Here is a 22,688-nt window from a genome sequence, read left to right as displayed (position 1 = left end):
CCCCTCGTCCAGGCGGGCCGCGCCCCCTGGACGTTTTCTTCCGGCTGCGCGGTCACGGCTCCAGCGCGGACAGCACCCCGCGCACCATGCGCCGGGTCCACCACAGCCCGACGGCGTCCAGACAGAGGCCGCCGGCAAGGCAGGCCAATCCCGCAGGTGTGGTGAACAGGAAGGTCAGCGGTGCCGCGCCCAGGCCGCCGGCCATCAGCAGACCGAGTACCGGAAGGCCGGCCAACAGCGCGGCGGTGGCGCGTGGTCCCGCCAACTGGGCGGACAGTTCCTGGCGCAGCGCTTCCTCGCGGGTGAGGCTCTCGGCCAGCCGCTCCACCACCAGAGCCAGCCCGTTGCCCGAGGTGGCCGCTACCCGCCAGCACGCTGCCAAGTAGGCGAGCCCCCAGGCGCCCGGCTCGGCGGCGGCCCGAAGCAGCGCGTCGCAGGGGTCGTGGCCCTGCCGGGCCAGAGAGACCGCCTCGGTGAGGTCAACGGCCCGGTGGGGCGCGATTTCCGCCGTCCCGGCCTCCAGGGCATGTGCGGGGGAGCGTCCCGCGCGCAGTTCGGCGGTCATCACCCGGCACAGTTCCACCGAGGCCCGCAGCCGTGCAGCCCGCAACCGTTCGGGACTGCTCGCCAGCCGACGGGTCAGCATTTTCCGTAGATCGGGAAGCCGCCATCGGAACAGGCGAGTGTCGATCCGCTGGAGTCGCAGCTCCCCGGGCGAGGGAGACGACCACGCTGCCGCGCACCCGGCACAGCCGATCAGCAGAAGTACCGGACCGTACGGGGCCAGCAGCGCCGACAATGCCGGCCAGTCCACGGTCACCAAGGTGGGGCGGGATCGGGACACCAGGTGTCCAACCGGGCACGGAGTTCGTCGAATCCCTCGTCGTGGGCCTCGCGGCCCTGCGCTGGGTAGGTGACGGCCGGGACCGCGCGGACCAGGCCGTCCCCGCTGCGCCGCAGCACACACACCTGGGCCACCCTCCGTGTTCCGTCGCTCCGGTCGCGGGCAAGGTGCACGACAAGGGCACTGGTGGCGGCCAGTTGGCTGTGCAGGCCCTCGCGGCTAAGGCCGGCGGCGCACCCCAGCGCCTCGACCCGGGCGGGCACGTCGGCGGCGGTGTTGGCATGCAGCGTTCCGCAGCCGCCGTCGTGACCGGTGTTGAGGGCGGCCAGGAGATCGAGGACCTCCGAACCCCGGACCTCGCCCACCACCAGCCGGTCGGGGCGCATCCGCAGCGCCTGGCGTACCAGTTGGCGTAGGTTGACGCCTCCGCTGCCCTCGATGTTGGGCGGACGCGACTGCAGCCGCACCACATGCGGGTGTTCCGGCTGCAGTTCGGTGGAGTCCTCGACGAGTACCAGCCGCTCCCGGTGCCCCACCAGCGAAAGCAGCGCTGACAGCAGCGTGGTCTTGCCCGTTCCGGTACCGCCCGAGACCAGAAAGGCCGACCGGGACTCCACCAGAGCCTTGAGGAGGAGAGCTCCGGATCGGGGGAGCGCGCCCGCGGCGACCAGTTCGGCGAGGGAGAACACCCGGTGGCGGGGGAGCCGCAGCGACAATCGGGTTCCGTCGGGGGACACCGGGGCGAGCACTGCGTGCAGCCGTGCCCCGGACGGCAGCCGGGCGTCCGCCCATGGCGCCGCGGCGTCCAGCCGGCGCCCTGCCTGTGCCGCCAGACGCTGGGCGAGACGCCGTACGGCGTCGTCGTCGGTGAACCCTACCTCCGGCACCCGGCGCAGACCGCTTCCGTCGTCCACCCAGATGTCGTCGGGGCCGTTGACGAGGATGTCGGTGATCTCGGGGTCGGCCAGCAGTGGATCCAGCGGTCCGGCCCCGGCGAGGTCGGCGCGCAGCGTGCGCACGATCGCCAGGACCTCGGAGTCGCCGAGCATTCCGCCTTCGGCGCGGACGGCCGCCGCCACCTTGGCCGGGGTCGGGGACGCGGCTTCCCGGACGAGGCGGCCCCGGACCGCTTCCAGGAGACGGGGGTCGCCGTGGGGGGTGCTCATGTGGAGGGAGAAGGGCTGGAGGGCAACGTGCCGAGGAAGGAGTCGCTGAAGGACGCGAGAGGGGAACGGGGGTGCTGGGCGGGGGTGTCGCCGCGTTCCAGGGCGCGGGCAAGTCCTGGCTCGTGTTCCAGCACCCCTGCCAACGGCAGGCCCAGCGACTGCGAAACGGTGTCGGCGGGGATTGTGGCCGGGGAGGCTCCGCGCACGACCAGCCTGACGTCGGCCGCTTGCTCGCGCAGCCGGGGCACGATTCGGGCAGCGGCCAGCACCGAGTGGACGTCGGCGGTCAGGACCACCAGCGCCACGCGTGCCCTGCCCAGGATCTCGGCTGTACCGGGGTCGGGCGTCCGGGGGAGATCGGCGACCAGGAGCTCGGCACCGCGGACCGCTGAGGTGAGGATCGTGCGCATGGCGGGTGCAGGGACCGGGGCGGCCTCCTGGCGTGCCCAGGTCATCAGGACGATCCCGTGCACGGTCGGCAGGGCGTCGCGCAGTGCGGGCCAGATGATCCGTCCCTGGCGGCCGGTGAAAGAGTCCCAACGGGCACCGGGGGTGTGCTCCGCCCCGATCAGCAGGTCCAGGCCGGCGCCCAAGGGATCGGCGTCGATGAGCATGGTGCGCATCCCGGAGCGCTGTCCGGCAAGGGCCAACGCCACGGCGAGCAGGCTGGCCCCGGCACCGCCGCGGCCTCCGACCACGGCCACGACGGGGGCGTGGCCGGGGCCGCCTCCGGCGGCCTCGGCGAACAGGTCCACCAGGCGGCCCTCGTGGTCGGGCAGGTTGACGACCTCGCGGGCGCCGATGCGCAGTGCGCTGTCCCAGGCGGCGCGATCGTCGTCGATCCGCGATGTTCCACGCCCGGTGACGACCACGTTGGGGTTGTCACCGGGGGAGAGGGCGGCCAGTTGGGTGACGAGATCGCGGCCGACCACGACCAGGGGTGCCCGCGGCCATTCGCGTCCTGCGCGCGAGGCCGCATGGACGACGCTCACCTCGATATCGGCCGCGCTGGCCAGACGCAGCAGGTCGTCGAGGAGTTCGGAGTCGTCGGTGACGATCAAGGGGCGGGCCGGGATGTCTGGGTGCACGGGGACCTCCCTGTGGAAAAGCCGGACTCCTTCACTCTTGTCAACGTCGTGGAGGTGTGCGGAAGTCGATCCACAGCCTGTGGACAATCGGGTCGCGCGGGTATCCACGGGCTGTGGATACCCGTGATGGGGATCGGCGCACGCTGGAGCCCGACAGTGCAGGACGGGACTGGCGGAGGGAGGAACGCGGGGCGGCGCGGAAACAAGGAGACATGGGACGGCCCCCGCTGGGGGGATAGCGGGGGCCGTCCACGGTCCGGCTCCGGGGGGGTAGAGCCGGCTCCGTTATCCAGGTGAGGTCAGGGGCGGCGCTGTTGCGCGCCGGGCAGAACACTGGACGGTCGGAGCGGCTCGGGGAGCCACTGGTGGGGCGTCTCTGTCGGTCATCGGCACGGATCCGGTCGGTCGCATGCCGTTGCGTTGCCGACCGGGGTTGAGGATATAGGGAAATCCTTCGCGACACGCGCCCGATGAGCTCGCGTCCAAGTAACAAAGATAATACGCAACGTTACCACGAGGCTTTGCGGTCGTGGGCGAAAAGATCTCTTCGATGCCCTTTCCAACTGCGCAAATAGAGCGTACAAAGGAAGTAGTCGGCAGGTTTGCACCTGCCGGGCACGCCAGCCGGGTACCCACGCGTCACCAGGCCGCGGGAGGCCCGTCCAGGCCAGGTTTCCCCTGGTCGGACAACATATTTGCACGCTTGTTAGTCCGGTTCGACGTGTTTTCGCGGCGCTCCGCCACTAGCCCTTCGAGGGCGGCGGGGCGCCGTTTGTGTCCGTGATCAGCCCGAATGCGGACAGGGAGTCATCCCTTGTCCGGAAATTCACTGAAACGAGACGGGTGTTGACACCAGACCGTTCCCGTCGGTTTCCGATTTCCCGGCTCGTACCGAGCCGGGGCGATCGCGTGCCCGATATCGATCAATTGTCTTTTCGTATTCCGAGATGCCTGTTCAGGGGCCCGTCAGCCCCGTTTGAGCGCCTCGCACGCGGCCAAGGAGTCGCGTGCCCCGGATGCCACGGCTCGGGCGCAATAGGCCACCCAACCGCCTACGCCCTCGGCCGTGCCCGAGAGGTATCCGTGCAAGGCCGGACCGTACTCCGCTTCCAGTTCCTGATGGCCCAGTTCGGTGGGGACCAGGGATTTGGGGTCCAGCCCGCGCTCGATGAGCGTCATCCGCTCGGCGGAGCGCGCGATGATCCCGTCCCCCCAACCGAAGGGGCGCAACGCCATGAGCTCGCCGTGCACGATCGCGCCGACGACCAGGGCGGGGGTCTGCGAACGAGTTGACACGATCTGGCCCAGGGCGTCCAGCCTGGCCGATGCCTCCGCCGCAGAGGGAGGGGCGCCGATTCCCAACGGATCCTCGGCCGGCTCGCCGTCCATGCGCGGGCGACCGAGAGAGTCGGTGGGAACGGCATCGGCCGCGGCGAGCACATGGAGCCGTGCCAGTACCTGCCGGGGGGCCTTGGGCCAGGTTTCGACGAGGGAGCCCAGCTCCCCCGATACCCGAAGGGAGCCCCTGACCCGAGGGTCCTGCCCCTCGCCGGTGCGCACCTGCTCGATGGGGACGTCCGCACCGGCAAGCGTCGCGGAGGCGTGCGCCCCGCGCAGGGCAGCCTGCATCGAGATGTCGCTGCTGCGCCGACGCAGTACACGGTGGCCGAGAAGTCGGTCAACGATGGACCGCGTCTCTTGGACGGCCTCGTCAACTCCGGGAAGTTCTGCGATCCGCCGAAGCGGATCGGCTGAGACAGCACTCACGCTACGCAGCCTACGTCAACGCGGTGACAGGTCCCGCCCCAGGGCAGGGCGCGCAACCACTGCCCGGCCCGGGCGGCGACACGCCGGTCGGGGCCCGGTACCGCCTGAGTTCTCGCCGGGGTGATCTGTGCGAGGATGCCAAGGACGTTTGTCCGAATGAAGGGAGTCGCCCCGGTGTCCGAAACCAGATCGGGTGGCCAGGAGCCGGTCAACCTCGGCCCGGCCCAGAAGTCGGTGGGCGACCTCGCCTCTGAGGTGACCGGAAGCTTCAGCCAGGTGATGAGCCTGCAGATCGAGCTCGCTCGACTGGAGATCCAGGCAGACGCCCGCAGGGTGGCCAAGGGCACGGGGCTCCTCGTGGCAGCGGGGCTGATCGCCCACCTCATCGTCATCCTGGCGTCGGTCACCCTGGCGTTCGGTTTGGCCGCCCTGGGGCTCCCCGCATGGGGGGCGTTCCTCATCGTCACCTGCTTCTACCTGCTGGTCGCGGTCGTCCTCGGCCTCTTCGGGGTTCGTTCGTACAAGAAGATGGAGGGCATCCCGCGTTCCAGGGAGACCTTCGCCGCCACCAAGTCCGTCCTGCGCCGCGAATCCGACACCGCACGGTAAGCGCGTCCCGGGGACTGTCATGACCGACGAGTCGGCCGTCCTGATCGATGGCCCGTGGACACATCGCACGGTCAGTGCGGCCGGAACCAGATTCCACATCGCCGAGGCCGGCAGCGGGCCGCTGGTCCTTCTCCTGCATGGTTTCCCCCAGTTCTGGTGGGCGTGGAGCGCGCAGTTGACCGCCCTGTCGGCCGCGGGTTACCGGGCGGTCGCGGTGGACCTCCGCGGCTACGGTGCGAGCGACAAGACCCCGCGCGGCTACGATCTCGGCACTGCGGCAGCCGATGCCGCCGGACTGGTCCGCGCTCTGGGGGCTGCCGACGCCGTCGTCGTGGGCCACGGCATCGGCGGGATGGCCGCCTGGACGATGGCTGCCTACTACCCCAAGGCGGTCCGTCGTCTCGCCGTTCTCTCGATGCCGCATCCGACGCGGATGCGCGCCGGGATGTTCCGGCTGTGCCAAGGATGGGCGGGGCGCGATCTCCTGGGTTTCCAAGTACCGATGCTGCCCGAGCGCCGTCTGATCGCCGACGGCGCAGAACCGATAGCCCGGATGCTCCACCGCTGGGCGGGGCCCGGATGGCCGGACAAGGAAGCCGAACTGCGCTACCGCGAGGCATTTCGGATCCCCGGAGTGGCCCATTGCGCGCTGGAGTACTACCGCTGGCTGTTCCGTTCCCAGGTACGTCCTGACGGATTGCGCCATCTGAGGCGGATGCGCCGACCGATCACCGTGCCGACGCTGCAGGTCCACGGCGGCCTCGATCCTTTCGTGCTCCCACGGACCGCGCGCGGCTCCGGACGCCATGTGGACGCCTCTTACCGGTGGCGGCTGATCGAGGGGACCGGGCATTTTCCCCACCAGGAGCAGCCGGAGCGGTTCAACGCCGTTCTCATCGGCTGGCTCGACGACACGGAGCCCGATACCTGATGAGCGACCACCGCGACCGCGGCCCCAACGGACGCGCGCAGAACCAGCGTCCCCGGGATCGCTACGGTCGTCCGCTTCCCCACGGCGAACCCGGTGTGCCCCGCATACCCGACGAGGCCGTGTTCTCTCCCGTGGAGGGCCTGGACGAGGCACAGCGCCTTCTCGACGAGGGGTACGCCTTCCATGCCCACGAGGTACTGGAAGCCGTGTGGAAGGCGGCTGATGGGGCCGAGAGGGAGTTGTGGCGCGGGCTGGCGCAGGTCGCGGTCGGGTTGACGCACGCCCAGCGCGGCAACACCACCGGCGCGGTCCGGTTGCTGCGCCGTGGGGCCGAGCGCGTGGCCGAGTATGGTCCCGGTGCACCGCACGGGGTGGACGCCATGGGGGTGGCCGAATACGGGAGGGCGGTCGCCCGGCGAATCGAGGCCGGGGACACCGAAGGAATCGATCCACCGCGAGTACGGCTCACGCGGAGCTGACGGCGAGGCGGATGCTGCCGACGGTGCGCGCGACCGAGGGGGTCGGGAGCACCGTCTTCCACTCAATGGGCTTTATGTTCGCTTTATCCTTGTTGTAATGATTTGTGGCCCATAAGGATAAAAGTTAGTCGATAGGCTTTATGTAAATAATTGTCGCCATTTATCGGGTTGAAAAAGATCACCGGATGATCACATATTCCGTCCCGTCCCGGAAAACCGATCCCGGTGTCTCTCTTTTTCTGGTGCTGCTGCATAGAATCCCGGCACACCGTGACGCACGACACATTGATGCGGTGGACTGTTCAACGACAAGTGGTGCACCGGCAAGACCCCGCCAGATGTGCCTTCGGGCGAACCGTCCGGCTCCACCCGACGGCAGTGCGCGACCGCGCGGGGCCCTGCCCGTCTGGAGGAGGACGGATTGACCGGGCTCAACCTAGCCGCCGAGAGCGGTACGGGGCTCGTCCTGGAAGGCATGAACTTCACGCTGGTCATCGTGGTCCTGGCGGTGGCGCTCCTGGCGCTGGCCGTCGCAGGGGCACTGGTGCGTGAGGTTCTTGCCGCGGACCAGGGCACAGAGCGAATGCGCAACATCGCACTGGCGGTGCAGGAAGGCGCTGCCGCCTATCTTAAACGCCAGTTCCGCACCCTGATCATTTTCGCCGTCGCCATTCCCCTGTTGCTGCTGTTCCTACCGGCCGAATCCGACGCCGTGCGTTATGGGCGCTCGATCTTCTTTGCGGTGGGTGCCGGATTCTCCGCACTGACCGGCTTCGTCGGAATGTGGCTTGCGGTACGCGGAAACGTCCGGGTCGCCGCGGCCGCCCGAGCGGGGGCCGAGCACAAGGCCATGCGCATCGCCTTTCGTACCGGCGGCGTCGCCGGCATGTTCACGGTCGGTCTGGGACTGCTCGGAGCGGCGGTCGTCGTGCTCCTCTACCAGGGGGAGGCACCCCTGGTCCTGGAAGGCTTCGGCTTCGGTGCGGCCCTGCTGGCGATGTTCATGCGTGTGGGCGGCGGCATCTTCACCAAGGCAGCCGACGTCGGCGCCGACCTCGTCGGAAAGGTCGAGCAGGGCATCCCCGAGGACGATCCCCGCAATGCCGCCACCATCGCCGACAACGTGGGCGACAACGTCGGCGACTGCGCAGGGATGGCCGCTGACCTGTTCGAGTCCTACGCGGTCGTCCTGGTCGCCGCGTTGATCCTGGGCAGGGTCGCGTTCGGGGTGGAAGGGCTGGTCTTCCCCCTGCTGGTTCCGATGATCGGCGTGATCACCGCCATGATCGGCATCTTCGTGGTGGCGCCCCGGTCCCGTGACAAGAACGCCATGGCGGCGATCAACCGCGGCTTCTTCATCTCGGCGCTCATCTCCGCGATCCTGGTCACCGCGACCTCCTTCCTCTACCTTCCCGCGACCTTCGCCGATCTCAGCGGCGTCTCCGACACCATTGCCGCGCTGGACGGCGACCCCCGCGTCATCGCGATCGGTGCGGTACTGATCGGCCTCGTGCTGGCCGCTGCCATCCAACTGCTCACCGGTTACTTCACCGAGACCAATCGCCGTCCGGTGCGTGAGATCGGCGACAGCTCCGAGACCGGCGCGGCTACCGTCATCCTGTCCGGGATCTCGGTCGGTCTCGAGTCGGCCGTCTACTCGGCGCTGCTCATCGCAGGGGCGGTCTATGCTGCCTTCCTGTTGGGCGCCGGAAACATCACCATCAGCCTGTTCGCGGTTGCGCTGGCAGGTACCGGTCTGCTCACCACCGTCGGCGTAATCGTGGCCATGGACACCTTCGGTCCGGTCTCCGACAACGCCCAGGGCATCGCGGAGATGTCGGGTGACGTCGAGGGGCCCGGTGCCGAGGTACTGACCAGCCTCGACGCGGTCGGCAACACCACCAAGGCGATCACCAAGGGCATCGCGATCGCCACGGCCGTGCTGGCCGCCACCGCGCTGTTCGGGGCGTTTCGTACGGCGGTCGAGGGCCAACTCGGCCCCGAGGGCGGCTTCAGCCTCTCCATCGACCAGCCCAACGTCCTGGTGGGCGTCATCATCGGTGCGGCCGTGGTGTTCCTCTTCTCCGGTCTGGCGATCATGGCCGTGGGCCGGGCCGCGGGGCGCGTCGTCCAGGAGGTTCGGGAACAGTTCCGTACCCGTCCAGGGATCATGAACGGCACGGAACTGCCCGAGTACGGACGGGTGGTGGACATCTGTACCCGCGACTCGCTGCGCGAGCTCATCACCCCGGGCCTGCTCGCCGTGCTCACCCCGATCGCGGTCGGTTTCGCGCTGGGCTACGCCCCGCTGGGAGCCTTCCTCGGTGGCGCCATCGCCGCCGGCACGCTCATGGCGGTGTTCCTGTCCAACTCCGGAGGTGCCTGGGACAACGCCAAGAAACTGGTCGAGGACGGTCACCACGGCGGTAAGGGGTCGCTTGCCCACGAGGCCACCGTGATCGGCGACACCGTTGGAGACCCCTTCAAGGACACCGCCGGTCCGGCCATCAACCCGCTGCTCAAGGTGATGAACCTCGTCGCCCTGATCATCGCGCCCAGCGTGGTGCTCTACGCGGACAACATCGCTCTGCGGGTGGGTGTCACCGCGGTCGCCGTGATCGTCATCGTCGGTGCCATCGTATGGTCCAAGCGGCTGTCCGGCGGTACCGCCGCCCCGTCCCCGGTCGGCGCAGGCACGGGCGGAGCCGTCCAGGCCCCGCAGCCCGGTGCGGTTACGAGTCGGGCAGCGGAGCGCCCGAGCGAGAACGCGGCCACCAAGGAGTAGCGGCGTGTTGACGGGCAGGGGGAGCACGAAGCGACACTCTCCCTGCCCGTTGTCGTTCGTTGAGCTCCTGCCCGCCGACACTGTTCAACAGGACCATGGCAGACTTTCCCGCATGACCGGTTTCAAAGGACTCGCCGCCATCGTCGGCACCATGTTCGGGTTCATCGCCCTGCTGGCGATCGTGGCCACGGTGTTCTCGCCGTGAGCCGCCGCCTGATCATCATGCGCCATGCCCAGGCCGAGCAGAACGCGGTGACCACCGACTTCGATCGGGCCCTGACCGCCCAGGGCCGGGCCCAGGCCACTGCTGTGGGAGGTTGACTGGAATCCGTTGGACTCGCCCCTGACCACGTCCTCTGCTCTGCGGCCAACCGGACCAGACAGACCTGGGAGTTGGTGGCGCGCGGGTTGAGCACCGACCCGACCGTGGCCTACGAGACCGACCTCTACTCGGCGGCCCCCGACACCGCTTTTGAACTGGTCAACCAGGTGGACGCCGACGTGCGCACCCTGCTGCTGATCGGACACAACCCGACCATGGCGCAACTGGTGGCAGCCTTCAGCGGCGGTAGCGGCCACCCGCACTTCCCGCCGGCCTCGGTCGCGGTCGTTGACGTCGAGGCGGACTGGCTCTACACCGCACCGGGCACCGGCAGCGCCCGTATCCTCGAACGTCCCTGACCGGCTGGGTCCCCCTCAGCCGTCGAGGTCGGCGGCCTCCACGTCCTCACGAGAGATGCCGAGCAGGAAGACGATGCTGTCCAGGTAGGGAACACTCACGGAGGTGTCGGCCTTGGCGCGCACCACGGGTTTGGCGTTGAACGCCACACCCAGGCCCGCCAACTGGAGCATGTCCAGGTCGTTGGCGCCGTCGCCGATCGCTACCGTCTGGCTCAACGGGACCCCCGCCTCGGCGGCGAAGCGTTCCAGCGCGATCGCCTTGCCCTTGCGGTCGATGATCGGTCCGACCAGGCCGCCGGTGAGTTTGCCGTTGACGATCTCCAAGGTGTTGGCGGCCGAGTAGTCGATTCCCAGCCGCTCCACAAGGGAGTCGGTGAGCTGGGTGAACCCGCCGCTGACGAGGGCGCATTCGTAACCCAGCCGCTTCAGGGTCCGCACCAGGGTACGCGCACCCGGTGTCAGCACCAGTTGCCCGCGCACCTCTTCCAGAGCGCCGGCGTCCAGCCCCTTCAACAGGGCGACGCGGCGGCGCAGCGACTCCTCGAAGTCGAGTTCGCCGCGCATGGCCTCCTCGGTGACCCGGGCGACCTCTTCGGCGCAGCCCGCGTGCTCGGCCAGGAGTTCGATGACCTCGCCCTGGATCAGGGTGGAGTCCACATCCATGACTACCAGGTGCTTGGACCTGCGGTGGAGCCCGCTGGGCTGTACCGCTACGTCGATCGACTGGGTGACGGCCTCCAGCGCCAGGCCTGTGCGCAGCCGTTCGATGTCGGCGCCCGACAGAGTCAGCAGCAGGGCGGTCACGGGGTAGCCGGCCAAGCGTTCGATGCGGTCGATGTTGGCGCCGGCACGCGCGATGCAGGAGGTGATGGCGCTGAGTGCTCCCGGGCGCAACGGGTCGGCGAGGATCGTGACGTCGAGCTTGGTGTTACCACTGGCGGAGCCGACGCGCTCGCCGCCCGTGGCGAAGTTGACCTCCATACCGATGTTGACCACGGTCTTCTCCACAGCGGCGCGGACTTCGTCGAACATTCGACCGGCACGGACACCGGGCGCTGATCGGTCGTCGGCGGAGAGGAGGGCGCCGAGGACGAGTCGGCCGCCGATGACGACCTGTTCGAGGTTGACGAGGGTGACCGGAAAGACGGACAGGGTGCTGAGCAGCCGCGCGCTCACACCGGGACGGTCGCGTCCGGTCACTGTCACCAGGAGCGTTGCGGGGGCGGGATTCGCAAGAGTCATGACGTACTCTAAGGTACTCGGCCTCACTCAGTGGGTGGGGACCAGGTCGCCCAATGTCCGCCTGTCGTTCACCCTGGCGCCGCTCCGTCCCGTCGGCAGCGCTTCTTGGGCCGTTTCGCCTTGACGTCGATGGCCCCCATCAGGCAGGTGCCGGTGAGCCGGATGACCGGCATGCTGGGATCGGTCCCCGTCTCGACCTTGCGCAGGGTGACCCCGCCGAGGACGGCGTGCACCTCGTTGACGACGCGTACCCCGCGCGGCACGACGATGTCCAGTGCCCCGAAGACGACCGCGCACTGGATGGTGACCTCGTGCCGGGTGAGTACCGCTTCGCGCAGGTCCAGTTCGATCCCGCCGAACATGACCGAGGCACTGGTGTGCGGCTCGACCAGCCAGCGTCCTTTGCGTTCGGCCGCTCCGAACAGCGCTGCGATGGTCTCGCTGCCCTTGCTCCGGGAGGCGAGCCGTCGGGCCTCCTCGGAGGAGACGGTCATGCCGACGGGGTGTTCCGGCGTGCTGTCGGCAAGAGGAAGGTCGGCGATGATCGGAGGCAGTTCGCCCACGGTTCGCGCCCGGTACACCAGGTCCAGGCGGTCGTCGAGCTCGACCTGGTCGATCCGCCCCTCGACCATCGCTTCGCGGAGCCGCGCGGCGATTCGGTCGCGGTCGGCGTCCGAGGCGCGGATGTGATCGGGCTCCACCGTCGGTGTCCTCCTCTGTGTCCCTCGTGCCCTGCCGTCACCGATATCGGTGATCAGCAAGACTTCTTCGACTTCTTCGCACCGGGAGCCTGCGTCCTGACGTCGATTCCGCCGAACACGAGCAGACCCGTCACCCGGACGACAGGGGAGCCGGCGTCACCGCCGGAGTCCTTGTCCTTGATGTCCATTCCACCGAAGATCGCCGACGCCTCGTTCACGACCCGCACCCCCGGGGGCACGATGATCTCCAGGCCGCCGAAGACGACCGCGCACTGGATGGTGACCTCGTGCTGGGCCAGGATCGCTTCGCGCAGGTCCAGTTCGATTCCGCCGAACATCGCGGACACGTTGGTGCGTGGTTCGACCAGCCAGCGTCCTTTGCGCTCAGCGGCCCCGAAGACCGCGGTGATGTTCTCGGAGCCGATGGAGGAGGCGGCCAGCTCGGAGTCCAGGACGGGGGAGGGGGAGGTGGTCGGGGAGGGCCGGACCGCGGACTGGGGGGCAAGATCGCTGGTCAGTGGCCCCAACTCGCCCAGCGTCTTGGCGGAGTAGAGCGTTTCCAGCCGTTCGGCGTGTTCGTCCTGGTTGATGCGGCCGTCGGCGAGGGCGTCGGTGAGGATGCGTGCCACGGTGTCGCGGTCGGAGTCCGAGGCGCGCATCATGCCGGGGTGGGGGGAGAGCGATTGCTCCGGAGTATTTGCCATGTGTTCGAGTATGGTCACGAAACGCTCGCCGCGGATCGGGGACACGACCCTGATGTCTCCCTGAGCCCGACGTGTTCAGGCCCCGGTGAAGGCCCCGGGCCCGGGTCAGGGCTCCGGTGCCTCCAGGGCCGCGCAGTAGGCGGCGACCCGGGCCCGGCGTACCGCCCGGTCCAGCAACCGAAGAGCGGAGCGGCGCGACTCCATCTGCGCGCCGCTCAGCCCGCGTGCCTGGTCGGCATCGGCCAGACGGATCACGACGGCGAGCCGGTCCGCGAGCGCGGCGAGCCGGTGCGCGCGCTGCGGGTGCCCGGGCGCGAGTCCTTCGGTGGGCGCGCGTTCTGCGTCCCGGAGGTCCGACAGCGCACGGGTCACCTCGGGGCCCCACGGGGTTACGTCGTCCACTTGTCCGAACAGGGCGATCGATTCCCGGATGGCGAGGTTGAGCCCGTGTTCGGACTCGGCCAGGTGCACGATCTCGGGGTCGGTGTCGGCCGCCGGGTAGGGCGTCCAGGAGACTCCGCGGTAGGAGGAGCCGCGCAGGTCGGGTTCGGGGACCAGGCCGATCTGGTGGTCGGCCAGGCGGATCAGTACGGCCTCGCGCGCCTCGATGGCGGCGGAGTTGAGCTCGGCGCTGCCCACGAGGCCGAGTGGGTCTCCCGGGACCGGCAGGCTCAGGCGGAAGGAGCTCAACCCCAGGCCGCGCAGTCGGGCCAGTGCCGTGCGCAGAGGAGCGCCCGGCTCGAAAGGCAGTCTGGCGTCGCCGCCGGTACCGATCACGTGCGGGCCGGTACGGCGTTCCACCGCGTCAATGGCGTCGTCCAGGCCCACCCGGCCGGCAAGCCAGGCGTTGCCCCAGGCGACCAGAGGGGCGGAGGACAGTTCTTGCAGCATCACACCTCACTGTAAAACCCGAGTCGGACCAAAACCCGCGTTCCAGATATGTTCGCAACTCCGGGTGCGACAAAGGAGAGCGATGAACGGGCACGTGCTGCGTATGGGCGGCGTCGGGGTACGCCGTGGTCAGGCCGAGCTGCTTGCGGACGTGGACTGGACGGTTGAAGAGGACGAGCGCTGGGTGGTCATCGGTGCCAACGGCGCGGGAAAGACCACCCTGCTGCGGGTGGCCGCGACGCAACTGCATCCGACCACGGGAACGGTGGACGTCCTGGGCGAGCGCCTGGGAAGGACCGACGTGTTCGAGTTGCGCCCGTTGATCGGGTTCGCCAGTTCCGCGGTCGCCGGCCAGGTCTTCGACGATCAGTCGGTCAGCGATCTGGTGGTCAGCGCCGCTTACGGCTATCTGGGGAGCGGAGACGAGGAGTACGGTGCTCCCGACCATTCCCGGGCCCGGGCGCTGCTGGCCCGTTGGGGCGCTGTGCGGTTGGTCGATCGCGAGTTCGGGACTCTCTCGGAGGGGGAGCGCAAACGGGTCCTGATCGCGCGCTCGATGATGGCCGATCCAGAACTCCTGCTGCTGGACGAGCCGGCCGCGGGACTCGACCTCGGAGGCCGGGAGGACCTGGTGCGCAGGCTGGGAGGGCTGGCCGCAGACATCGACGCGCCCGCACTCGTCCTGGTCACCCACCACGTCGAGGAGATCCCACCCGGTTTCACCCATGGACTGCTGCTCAGGGAAGGAAGGGTCGTGGATGCGGGGCCGCTGGAGTCGGTGATGACAGCTGACAACCTCGGTGCGACTTTCGGTCTGGACCTCAAGGTGGAGCGGCACGGCGAGCGGTGGTCGGCCCGCGCTGTCTGATCCGGCACGGGACCGCGAGGGCAGCCTCGGGAGGGATGCCTGGAGTGGATGGAATGCGCGGGATTGGATTCGGCAGAGGGTTATTTCACGATCTGGCCAGCCAGAATCTGGTTCATTGTCCGGTTCCGGTCGCGAGTGCGGCGTTTATCGCAAGCTCATGCTTAACCCCGCTAACGCCGTTATCCGCGGGGTTTTATGATCACCCTGCGGACGCCGTGTGCAACGGATGTCCGGACCGCGTGACTTCCTGGTGGGGCCGTCCCGCCAGCCGACCTGAAGGAGCAGGGGCCGCCCCGAATGCTGACCGTCGTAATCATCGTCCTGATCTTCGTGGCGATCCTGGTCGTCATCGGAATCCGTAGTATCCGCATTGTTCCGCAGGCAGAACAGGACGTTGTCGAGCGCTTCGGCCGCTTCCACCGCACCCTCAAATCCGGATTCAACATCGTCATCCCGTTCGTGGACCACATCCGCGAACGCGTCGATATGCGCGACCAGGTGGTCAGCTTTCCGCCCCAGTCCGCGATCACCCAGGACAACCTTGCGGTGAACGTGGAAACGGTCGTCTACTTCCGGGTGACCAACGTCTACGACGCCACCTACAAGGTGGCGAGCTTCATCACCGCTGTGGAACAGCTCGCCTCCGCCACGCTGCGCAACGTCATCGGCGGTATGGACCTGGAGCAGACGCTGACCTCCCGTGACGAGATCAACCGGGAGCTGCGCACCGTGCTCGACGAGGCTACGGCCGAGTGGGGCATCAAGGTGAGCAGGGTCGAACTGAAGGCCATCGACCCCTCGGAGTCCATCCAGGAGGCGATGGAGAAGCAGATGCGCGCTGACCGCGACAAGCGCGCACAGGTGTTGCAGGCCCAGGGCGAGAAGGAGGCCGCGGTGCTGCGCGCCGAAGGCGAGCAGCTCTCGGCCGTGCTCAAGGCCAGGGGTTTCGCCGAAGCGGAGACGGTGCGAGCCAAGGCCGAGGCCGAGGCGATGACGCTGCGCGCTCGTGGTGAGGCGGACGCGATCGCGATGGTCTTCAAGGCGCTGCACTCGGGTGAGTTGAGCAAGGACCTGCTGGCCTACCAGTACTTGCAGAAGCTTCCCGAGATCGCCAAGGGCGACTCCAACAAGCTGTGGATCGTTCCCTCCGAGATGGGTGCGGGGTCCACCTTCTGGCCTTTCCACCAGCAGATGGAGGACATCGCCGACGCGGTCAAGGACGGTGCCCCCCGGCCGCGTCCGGGTGCCCCGACAGCCTGATCCCACGACGCCGACCCGGTCCCGCCACGCGCGGGGCCGGGTCTTTCGCGTCCCCGCTCAGACGTCTCCCGGTCAACTTTGTAGACTGTATGCAATTTTTGGGCGCACGTGCCCGACAGCGGACGAAAAGAGTGCGGGATGAGTGTGTGGGAGGTACTCGCCGTTCTGGCGGCGGGCGTCGGAGCAGGGGCCATCAACGCGGTGGTGGGCTCCGGGACGCTGTTCACCTTCCCTGTCCTCCTGGCCATCGGTATTCCGCCGGTGACCGCGAGCCTGTCCAACAGCATCGGCCTGGCTCCCGGTTCCTTGACCGGTGCATGGGGCTACCGCAAGGAAATGGCCGGGCAACGGACCCGGTTGCTGCGTTTCGGCGCGATGTCCCTCCTGGGCGCGATCACCGGCGGAATCCTGCTGCTCAACCTCCCCGAATCGGTCTTCACGATCGTCGTTCCCGGCCTCATCCTGCTTGCCTGTGTGCTGATCGTGTTCCAGCCCCGGATCAACGCCTGGATGCGTACACGCCGACCCGCCCGCCCCAACGGCGGCCCACTACTGCCGTTCGGGGTCTACGGCGCCGGCGTGTACGGCGGCTACTTCGCCGCGGCGCAGGGCATCATCCTGATCGGCCTGTTGGGAAGCTCCCTCGACGAGGACCTTCAACGCGTCAACGCCCTCAAGAACGCGCTGGCGTCCATCGTGAACACCACCGCAGCCGTTTTCTACATCGTCTTCGCCCAGCCGAACTGGCTGGTGGTGGCGCTCATTGCCGCTGGATCAGTGGTCGGTGGCTACCTGGGTGCGCGTTTTGGCCGCAAACTCAAACCGCTTGCGCTGCGCATCCTGGTCGTGGTCATCGGACTCACCGCTGCCGTGCAACTGCTGCTCACCTGAGCGCCACCACCCGCAGGGACGGTTCAGCTCCGTCCGAGGTAACCGCGCCGCTCGGCGTCGTCGATCAGCGCCACCGCGTAAGCTCCCAACGCCTCCGAGCCCTCGGAGATGATCTTCACCTTTTCCAGGACCTGGTCCTTGGAGACACCGAACTGCACCCAGGTGCCGCCGTCGGTGTGCCAGTTGGCGAGCATCGGGGCGAGCCGGTTGACGGCCTTGGCGAACCGGGCCTCTGCCGTCTCCCGGGCTTCGAACTCGTCCCAGAGCGCCCTGGCGTGCACCGCCTGGTCCGATGGCAGCAGCGCGAAGATGCGGTCCGCGGCCAGACATTCCCGTTCCATCTGCGACCCGGATGCCCCGGTGTCGTAGACGAAGGTGTCGCCGGCGTCGATCTCGACGATGTCGTGGAGCAGCAGCATCTCCACCACGTGTTCGATATTGGTGCCCGCGGGTGCGTACTCGGCGAACACCCGGGCACTTACCGCCAGGTGCCAGGAGTGCTCGGCGTCGTTCTCCCGGCGCGAGCCGTCGATCAGCAGGTTACGACGCAAGATCCGCTTGAGCTTGTCGACTTCCAAGACGAACCGCAGCTGGGCCGTGAGTCGTTCGTGATCAACTCCGCTGGTGAACACCGGTGCCGGCTCAGTCACGTAAGTCGCCCTCCTAGAAAACTGGTCACGCGTGGACCCCGCCGGCGGAAGGCGCCCGCTTTCGGCGCGACGGCCACGCACCCGGGCGTGGAACCGTCAAAGGCGGGGGACACGTGTGATTATTCATCACGTTGGTCGGCACCAGGAGGGATACCCCTCCCGTCGGGGGGAGGATTCCATGCAACGCCGGTATTGCGACCGGTAGGCGTCCATTGGGAGAGGCTGCATGGAGCGACGGGTTAACGACAGACCGCGGTTGGTCGTCATCGGAGGCGACGCCAGCGGCATGAGCGCTGCGTCCCAGGCGCGACGCGCGCTGGGACCGGAAGAGCTGGAGATCCTCGCGCTTGAACGTGGGACCTACACCTCCTACTCGGCGTGTGGAATTCCCTACCTGGTGGGGAAAACCGTATCCAGTCCGGAGGAGTTGGTCGCCCGCACCCCCGAGGAATTCCGCCGTGACTTCGCGATCGGGGTGCGAACCGAGACCGAGGCCACATCGATCGACGTGGCAGAGCGGCTGGTCCGCACGGTTGACGCGAGCGGGACGGTCGCCGAAGAGCCCTACGACCACCTGCTGATCGCCACCGGCGCCGCGCCGCGCCGTCCGCACCTGCCGGGGGCCGACGCCGAAGGCGTCTTCGGGTTGCGCACGCTGCCCGACGGCATCGCGCTCAACGCCTATCTGGACGGTCGGGCCCCCAGTCGCGCCGTCGTGGTCGGCGGAGGCTACGTCGGTCTGGAGATGGCCGAAGCGTTCCTGGAACGCGGCATCGAGGTCACCGTGCTGGACGGTGGGGCGGAGCCGATGGGCACCCTGGACGCGGACATGGGTGCGTTGGTGCGCGAGGCCATGCAGGCCATGGGGGCCTCCTTCCAGCCCCACACGCGGGTCACCGGGTTCGAGACCGAGGACGGTGTGGTCCGCAGAGTCCTGGCACAAGACGCCGCGTACGAGGCCGACGTCGTCGTCATGGCCCTTGGGGTGCGGCCCAACAGCGATCTCGCCCGTGCGGCAGGACTGGAGATCGGTCCCACGGGGGGCATCGTCGTGGACCGAAGGATGCGTACCTCGGCGCAAGGGGTGTGGGCGGCGGGAGACTGTGTGGAGACCTTCCACCGGGTCTCCCGGGCTCCCGTGTCCGTTCCTCTGGGCACGCACGCCAACAAGCAGGGGCGGGTGGCCGGCACCGGAATCGCCGGCGGTTACGCCGCCTTCGAAGGGGTGCTGGGAACCGCCATCACCAAGCTGTGCGGGCTTGAGGTGGCGCGTACCGGCCTCAACGAGACGGAGGCGGCCACGGCGGGGTTCGTCGTCGAGACGGTCGTCAAGGAGTTGACGCTGCGCGCCGGCTACTACCCGGGAGCCGAAGCGGTCACGGTCAAACTGCTCGCCGAACGCGGCAGCGGTCGGCTGCTGGGGGCCCAGATCGTCGGCGGAGCAGGTGCCGGGAAACGGATCGACGTGTTGGCCGTCGCACTGTGGAACGAGATGACGGTGCACGCGCTGGCGGGAATGGATCTCTCCTACGCTCCGCCGTTCTCGCCGGTGTGGGACCCCGTGCAGATCGCCGCCCGGAAGCTCGCCGAGCGGATGGGCTGAGCCCGACCGGGCGGCGGTGGGACGTCCCGCCGCCCGAATACTCATCCCAGCCGAAAGGCGGGCTGGGCATCGGCCGTGAGGTGGAGTTGGAACCATTCGGTCAGGGCTCGGTCGGCCAGGACGTTTCCAGGCGCGGGTGGTCCCGGTTCCAGCCCCGGCTCGGGGCCCATGGTGTGAGCCAGGTCGGGGACCACGATGTGGCGCAGCGTCCGTGCCCGGTAGTGCGGGGCGAGCGCGTCATGCAGCAGTTGGCCGTGGCCGGGGCGGATCACTTCGTCGTGTTGGCCGGTGATGATGAGCAGAGGAGCCTGCGGCCTGCGTGTGGCGAGCTCGTCGGCCCGGCCCGCGAAGTCCAGCCATGCGGCGATCTCGCGGGACTTCTCGCTCCAGTGGTAGGTGACGCCCAGCCGTCGTTCCCGGGCGGCGAGCACCTGGGTGGGATCGATGATCGGGTTGACCACACCCATGGCGCCGATGGGCAGGCCGCTCTCTGCCAGCGCGAGAAAGGCAGCGGCCCCGCCGGCACCCACCCCCATGAGGCCCAGCGGCTCGTCGAGTACGGGAAAGGTCTGGTGCAGCTCTGTGACGACCCGACTGAGTTCGGCCGCTGCCTGTTCCACGACCGGCCCGTACAGCTGGATCAGGTAGTCGGTCTGTCCGAGTCTGTTCACCTCGGGGACGCCCCCGTCGGGGAGCCGCTGCCCGAAGAGGGGCAGCCCCAGGTAGAACTTCCATGCCTGGAGACCGGACATCGGCAGTGTGCCGGCGAGTGCCATCTCACTGCGCGGTGGTTCAAAGGCGTGCAGCGCGACGACCATCGGCGCAGGCTGGCTGGTGTCGGGCGGCGGCACCGCGATGTACGGGACTCCCGCGGCGGTCCCGGTCAATGGCGCGGCGAGTGCGCTTTCGGCTACCACTGAGGGTTCCTCCCCTGTTCAGACGCATTGCCGAGCCCCGGGCACGGATATCGGCCACGCGTAGTGAACCTCGTTGTGCGTAGCGGGCGAGAGATTGTGTGGTTTTTCGGCGGGGCGCCGCCGCGACGGCGACGTTTGACTGCGCGGAGTGCGACGCCATTCCCCCATGGCGGTTCGCTCACCGGTCGCCCCGGATCGGTCGCGCACCGCGATTCATCAGCGGTGGGTCCGACGATGCCGGTTGACGGGGCCCCGAACGCAAAACACTGTATCGCCCTTCGGTGTTGTGTCCTAGTTCGCACCCTTAGTTGGTTTTATGAGCTTTTAGGGCCAAATAGCTGTCCGAGGTAGCCGCGCACGAGGATTTTGCTCTCCGAGATGTAGTGCGGATCACCGTCCGGATCCTTGTGGAACGCCAACTTCAGTACGGCGTCGGCCGCCTCCACCGCCACGATGACAGCACGGTCCAGGGTTTCGCTCTCGGACACTCCGGCGATCGAGATCAACAGGTCGCGCAAACGCACCGCGATCACCCGGTTGTTCTCACTGTCGGCGTCGAGCAACCGGACGTCCACGACGTCGCCGAAATGCAGACTGCGAAAGCCGGGTTCGTTGCGGTGCATGTCGATGTACTCGTCGATCATCGCGTCAACTGCTTCTGTCCAATGCGCGAAGGTCTCCTCGGAAAGCCGGCGGGTCACTCGCAGGCTGAAGAGGTCAAGGTAGCGAAGCCCCAATGCCTGGGTGATGGCTTTCTTGTCCGGAAAGAATTGGTACACCGAACCGATGGCCACACCGGCGCGTTCGGCGATACGGGTCGTGGAAAGCTCCGAGTACCCGCCTTCGTCGAGCAGTTGGGCGCACGCGTCCAACATCCGTTGCACCCGCGCCATGCTCCGCTGCTGGGCGGGAAGTCGCCGCAGCGGCCCCTGGGCGACGGTCTGCTCGGACAAAAGGCCCTGGTTCTTGCGCGCCGACTCCGCGCCGCCGACGGAGTGCCGGTCCGACTCGGACCCGTCGCGCTGTTCTGGGGCGGTGGACTCGGAGGTTCGGGAAGAAGTCGTCACGTCTCTATGATGCCTTTCCGAATTCAAATGGTTCCCGTACTATTCCGGTTTTGAGCCCGAGCCGGTCGGCGCTCTTGGTTTTGGCCACTTCCGGTCCGGGCGCCGGCCGATCGAGCCTTGAGGAGAACCGCGGTGTCCCTCTCAGTCGAATACCCGGATCAGGGCAGCCCGAGTTTCCCCCCGGGGTTCCAATGGGGTGTTGCCACCGCGTCTTTCCAGGTGGAGGGAGCTACGCAGGAGCGCGGCGCATCCATATGGGATTCCTTCTGTCAACTTCCCGGTCGTATCCTCGACGGAAGCTCGGGCCAGGTCGCATGCGATCACTATCATCGTTTCCCCGAAGATGTAGCGATGATGGTAGAACTGGGACTTTCCGCCTATCGCTTCTCAATCGCATGGCCACGAGTTCTTCCGCTCGGTTACGGTCGGGTAAACACGGTAGGGCTCGATTTTTATGATCGTCTGATTGATGCCTTGTGTGCGGCCGGAATTCAGCCCGTGCCCACCCTCTACCACTGGGACCTGCCCCAGGCCCTCTCGGACGCCGGGGGGTGGTTGTCCAGGGACACCGCCGAGCGGTTCGGCGATTACGCCCGCCTGGTGGTCGATCGGTTCGGCGATCGTGTATCGCGCTGGATCACCCTGAACGAGCCCTTCGTCCACATGGCGTTCGGCTATGCGTTCGGAGTCCACGCACCGGGGCAGGCACTGATGCTGGACGCACTTCCTGTCGCGCATCACCAACTGCTCGCGCACGCGCGTGCCTCCGAGGTGCTGCGTGCCGCAGGGCACGAGGTCCTGCTCACCAACAACTGCACTCCCGTTTCGCCGGTGGACGACGCACCTGACACCGTTGCCGCTGCCGCCGCCTACGACACGCTGCACAATCGGCTCTTCCTCGATCCGCTGCTCTTGGGGGAGTACCCCGACCTCAGCGCATACGCCGATCCGGAGACGGGGCGAACCCCGCTGGACCGGGTCATCCGTGACGGCGACCTCGCGGCACTGCGCGGCTCGGTGGACGCACTCGGCGTCAACTACTACAACCCGACGTTGGCCGCTGCCCCCGCTCCCGGTGACGCCCTGCCCTTCGCGCTGCCCGACTACACCGAGCTCTTCCCCGAAACGCCCTTGACCGGGTTCGGCTGGCCGGTCGTCCCCGATGGCCTGCACGCGCTGCTCACGAGCCTGCGTGATCGGTACGGGCCCGCCCTGCCGCCGGTGCACATCACCGAGAACGGCTGCTCCTACCCGGGTGAGCCCGACGCCAATGGGGTGGTGGCCGATCCCGATCGGGTCGCCTACCTCGACGGGCACCTGCGCGCCCTTGCCGAGGCGATCGCCGACGGGGTCAACGTGCGCGGCTACTACGCCTGGTCCCTTTTGGACAATTTCGAGTGGGCCCAGGGGTACACGCAGCGGTTCGGCCTGGTGCACGTCAACTTCGCGACGCAGGCCCGCACACCCAAGGAGTCGTTCTTCTGGTACCGCGACGCGATCGCCCGTGCTCGTGGGTGAGGCAAAAACCGGTGGCCCTGCCGAGT

At 68.1% G+C, this 22,688-nt stretch carries 21 protein-coding genes; 10 read left to right on the top strand and 11 right to left on the bottom strand.

Going from position 1 to position 22,688, the window contains the following annotated elements; all coding sequences use genetic code 11:
* Positions 1-52: 52 nt before the first annotated feature.
* The 4 genes from AC0VYP_RS23010 to AC0VYP_RS22995 form a co-directional block, all read right to left on the bottom strand.
* Entirely contained in the window at positions 53-844 is a 792-nt protein-coding gene (locus tag AC0VYP_RS23010) for a type II secretion system F family protein (protein WP_475471794.1), read from the bottom strand.
* Positions 817-2,010 carry a TadA family conjugal transfer-associated ATPase gene (locus AC0VYP_RS23005; protein WP_475471792.1) on the bottom strand — a complete coding sequence of 398 codons (1,194 nt, stop codon included), beginning with the start codon at positions 2,008-2,010 and terminating at the stop codon, positions 817-819. The genes AC0VYP_RS23010 and AC0VYP_RS23005 overlap by 28 nt, the downstream gene beginning before the upstream one ends.
* On the bottom strand, positions 2,007-3,098 hold the full coding sequence (gene ssd, locus AC0VYP_RS23000; protein WP_475471790.1) for a septum site-determining protein Ssd: 1,092 nt from the start codon (positions 3,096-3,098) through the stop codon (positions 2,007-2,009). The genes AC0VYP_RS23005 and ssd overlap by 4 nt, the downstream gene beginning before the upstream one ends.
* 966 nt (positions 3,099-4,064) lie before the next feature.
* Complete coding sequence (locus AC0VYP_RS22995) at positions 4,065-4,865, bottom strand: Fic family protein (protein ID WP_432707445.1); 801 nt, start codon at positions 4,863-4,865, stop codon at positions 4,065-4,067.
* 174 nt (positions 4,866-5,039) lie between these two features.
* On the opposite strand from AC0VYP_RS22995, the gene AC0VYP_RS22990 reads away from it, so the two are divergent.
* The 5 genes from AC0VYP_RS22990 (at position 5,040) to AC0VYP_RS22970 (ending at position 10,350) form a co-directional block, all read left to right on the top strand.
* Positions 5,040-5,474 (top strand): phage holin family protein, encoded by a 435-nt coding sequence (locus tag AC0VYP_RS22990; protein ID WP_475471788.1) that lies wholly within the window; start codon positions 5,040-5,042, stop codon positions 5,472-5,474.
* 19 nt (positions 5,475-5,493) lie between these two features.
* Positions 5,494-6,405, top strand: coding sequence for an alpha/beta fold hydrolase (locus tag AC0VYP_RS22985; protein ID WP_285758244.1), 912 nt, complete (start codon positions 5,494-5,496; stop codon positions 6,403-6,405).
* Complete coding sequence (locus tag AC0VYP_RS22980; RefSeq protein WP_285758245.1) at positions 6,405-6,884, top strand: DUF309 domain-containing protein; 480 nt, start codon at positions 6,405-6,407, stop codon at positions 6,882-6,884. The genes AC0VYP_RS22985 and AC0VYP_RS22980 overlap by 1 nt, the downstream gene beginning before the upstream one ends.
* A 475-nt stretch (positions 6,885-7,359) precedes the next feature.
* Positions 7,360-9,669: a sodium-translocating pyrophosphatase gene (locus AC0VYP_RS22975; RefSeq protein WP_432707456.1), complete on the top strand. Its 2,310-nt coding sequence runs from the start codon at positions 7,360-7,362 to the stop codon at positions 9,667-9,669.
* Between the two features lie 408 nt (positions 9,670-10,077).
* On the top strand, positions 10,078-10,350 hold the full coding sequence (locus AC0VYP_RS22970) for a SixA phosphatase family protein (RefSeq protein WP_475471786.1): 273 nt from the start codon (positions 10,078-10,080) through the stop codon (positions 10,348-10,350).
* Positions 10,351-10,365: 15 nt separating this feature from the next.
* Here the strand turns inward: AC0VYP_RS22970 and serB are convergent, their stop codons facing one another.
* The 4 genes from serB to AC0VYP_RS22950 form a co-directional block, all read right to left on the bottom strand.
* A complete protein-coding gene (gene serB / locus AC0VYP_RS22965; protein WP_475471784.1) occupies positions 10,366-11,592 on the bottom strand; it encodes a phosphoserine phosphatase SerB in 1,227 nt (408 codons plus the stop codon).
* A gap of 68 nt (positions 11,593-11,660) precedes the next feature.
* A complete protein-coding gene (locus AC0VYP_RS22960; RefSeq protein ID WP_285758253.1) occupies positions 11,661-12,293 on the bottom strand; it encodes a DUF1707 SHOCT-like domain-containing protein in 633 nt (210 codons plus the stop codon).
* Positions 12,294-12,346: 53 nt separating this feature from the next.
* Positions 12,347-12,997: a DUF1707 SHOCT-like domain-containing protein gene (locus AC0VYP_RS22955; RefSeq protein ID WP_285758254.1), complete on the bottom strand. Its 651-nt coding sequence runs from the start codon at positions 12,995-12,997 to the stop codon at positions 12,347-12,349.
* A 105-nt stretch (positions 12,998-13,102) separates the two neighbouring features.
* Positions 13,103-13,888 carry a hypothetical protein gene (locus AC0VYP_RS22950; RefSeq protein WP_285758255.1) on the bottom strand — a complete coding sequence of 262 codons (786 nt, stop codon included), beginning with the start codon at positions 13,886-13,888 and terminating at the stop codon, positions 13,103-13,105.
* 82 nt (positions 13,889-13,970) lie between these two features.
* Between AC0VYP_RS22950 and AC0VYP_RS22945 the strand changes: the two genes are divergently transcribed.
* From AC0VYP_RS22945 to AC0VYP_RS22935, 3 genes are all read left to right on the top strand, one after another.
* Positions 13,971-14,756, top strand: a complete 786-nt coding sequence (locus AC0VYP_RS22945; protein WP_285758256.1) for an ABC transporter ATP-binding protein — start codon at positions 13,971-13,973, stop codon at positions 14,754-14,756.
* Positions 14,757-15,053: 297 nt separating this feature from the next.
* On the top strand, positions 15,054-16,016 hold the full coding sequence (locus AC0VYP_RS22940) for an SPFH domain-containing protein (protein WP_285758257.1): 963 nt from the start codon (positions 15,054-15,056) through the stop codon (positions 16,014-16,016).
* Between the two features lie 138 nt (positions 16,017-16,154).
* Entirely contained in the window at positions 16,155-16,907 is a 753-nt protein-coding gene (locus tag AC0VYP_RS22935; protein WP_285758258.1) for a sulfite exporter TauE/SafE family protein, read from the top strand.
* Positions 16,908-16,930: 23 nt separating this feature from the next.
* On the opposite strand, the gene AC0VYP_RS22930 is transcribed toward AC0VYP_RS22935, so the two are convergent.
* Positions 16,931-17,557: an HD domain-containing protein gene (locus AC0VYP_RS22930; protein WP_475471781.1), complete on the bottom strand. Its 627-nt coding sequence runs from the start codon at positions 17,555-17,557 to the stop codon at positions 16,931-16,933.
* A gap of 226 nt (positions 17,558-17,783) precedes the next feature.
* Between AC0VYP_RS22930 and AC0VYP_RS22925 the strand changes: the two genes are divergently transcribed.
* Positions 17,784-19,160 (top strand): FAD-dependent oxidoreductase, encoded by a 1,377-nt coding sequence (locus AC0VYP_RS22925; RefSeq protein ID WP_475471780.1) that lies wholly within the window; start codon positions 17,784-17,786, stop codon positions 19,158-19,160.
* A gap of 41 nt (positions 19,161-19,201) precedes the next feature.
* On the opposite strand, the gene AC0VYP_RS22920 is transcribed toward AC0VYP_RS22925, so the two are convergent.
* Positions 19,202-20,077, bottom strand: coding sequence for a prolyl oligopeptidase family serine peptidase (locus tag AC0VYP_RS22920; protein ID WP_285758261.1), 876 nt, complete (start codon positions 20,075-20,077; stop codon positions 19,202-19,204).
* A gap of 314 nt (positions 20,078-20,391) precedes the next feature.
* A complete protein-coding gene (locus AC0VYP_RS22915; RefSeq protein ID WP_285758759.1) occupies positions 20,392-20,970 on the bottom strand; it encodes a TetR/AcrR family transcriptional regulator in 579 nt (192 codons plus the stop codon).
* Positions 20,971-21,276: 306 nt separating this feature from the next.
* Between AC0VYP_RS22915 and AC0VYP_RS22910 the strand changes: the two genes are divergently transcribed.
* A complete protein-coding gene (locus AC0VYP_RS22910; protein ID WP_475471778.1) occupies positions 21,277-22,662 on the top strand; it encodes a GH1 family beta-glucosidase in 1,386 nt (461 codons plus the stop codon).
* The last annotated feature ends 26 nt before the right edge of the window (positions 22,663-22,688 follow it).

It is taken from the genome of Nocardiopsis sp. iso_186 (assembly GCF_056173365.1).
Note: the sequence above shows the minus strand (reverse complement) of the source record. Positions and strands in the feature narration are given on the sequence as shown.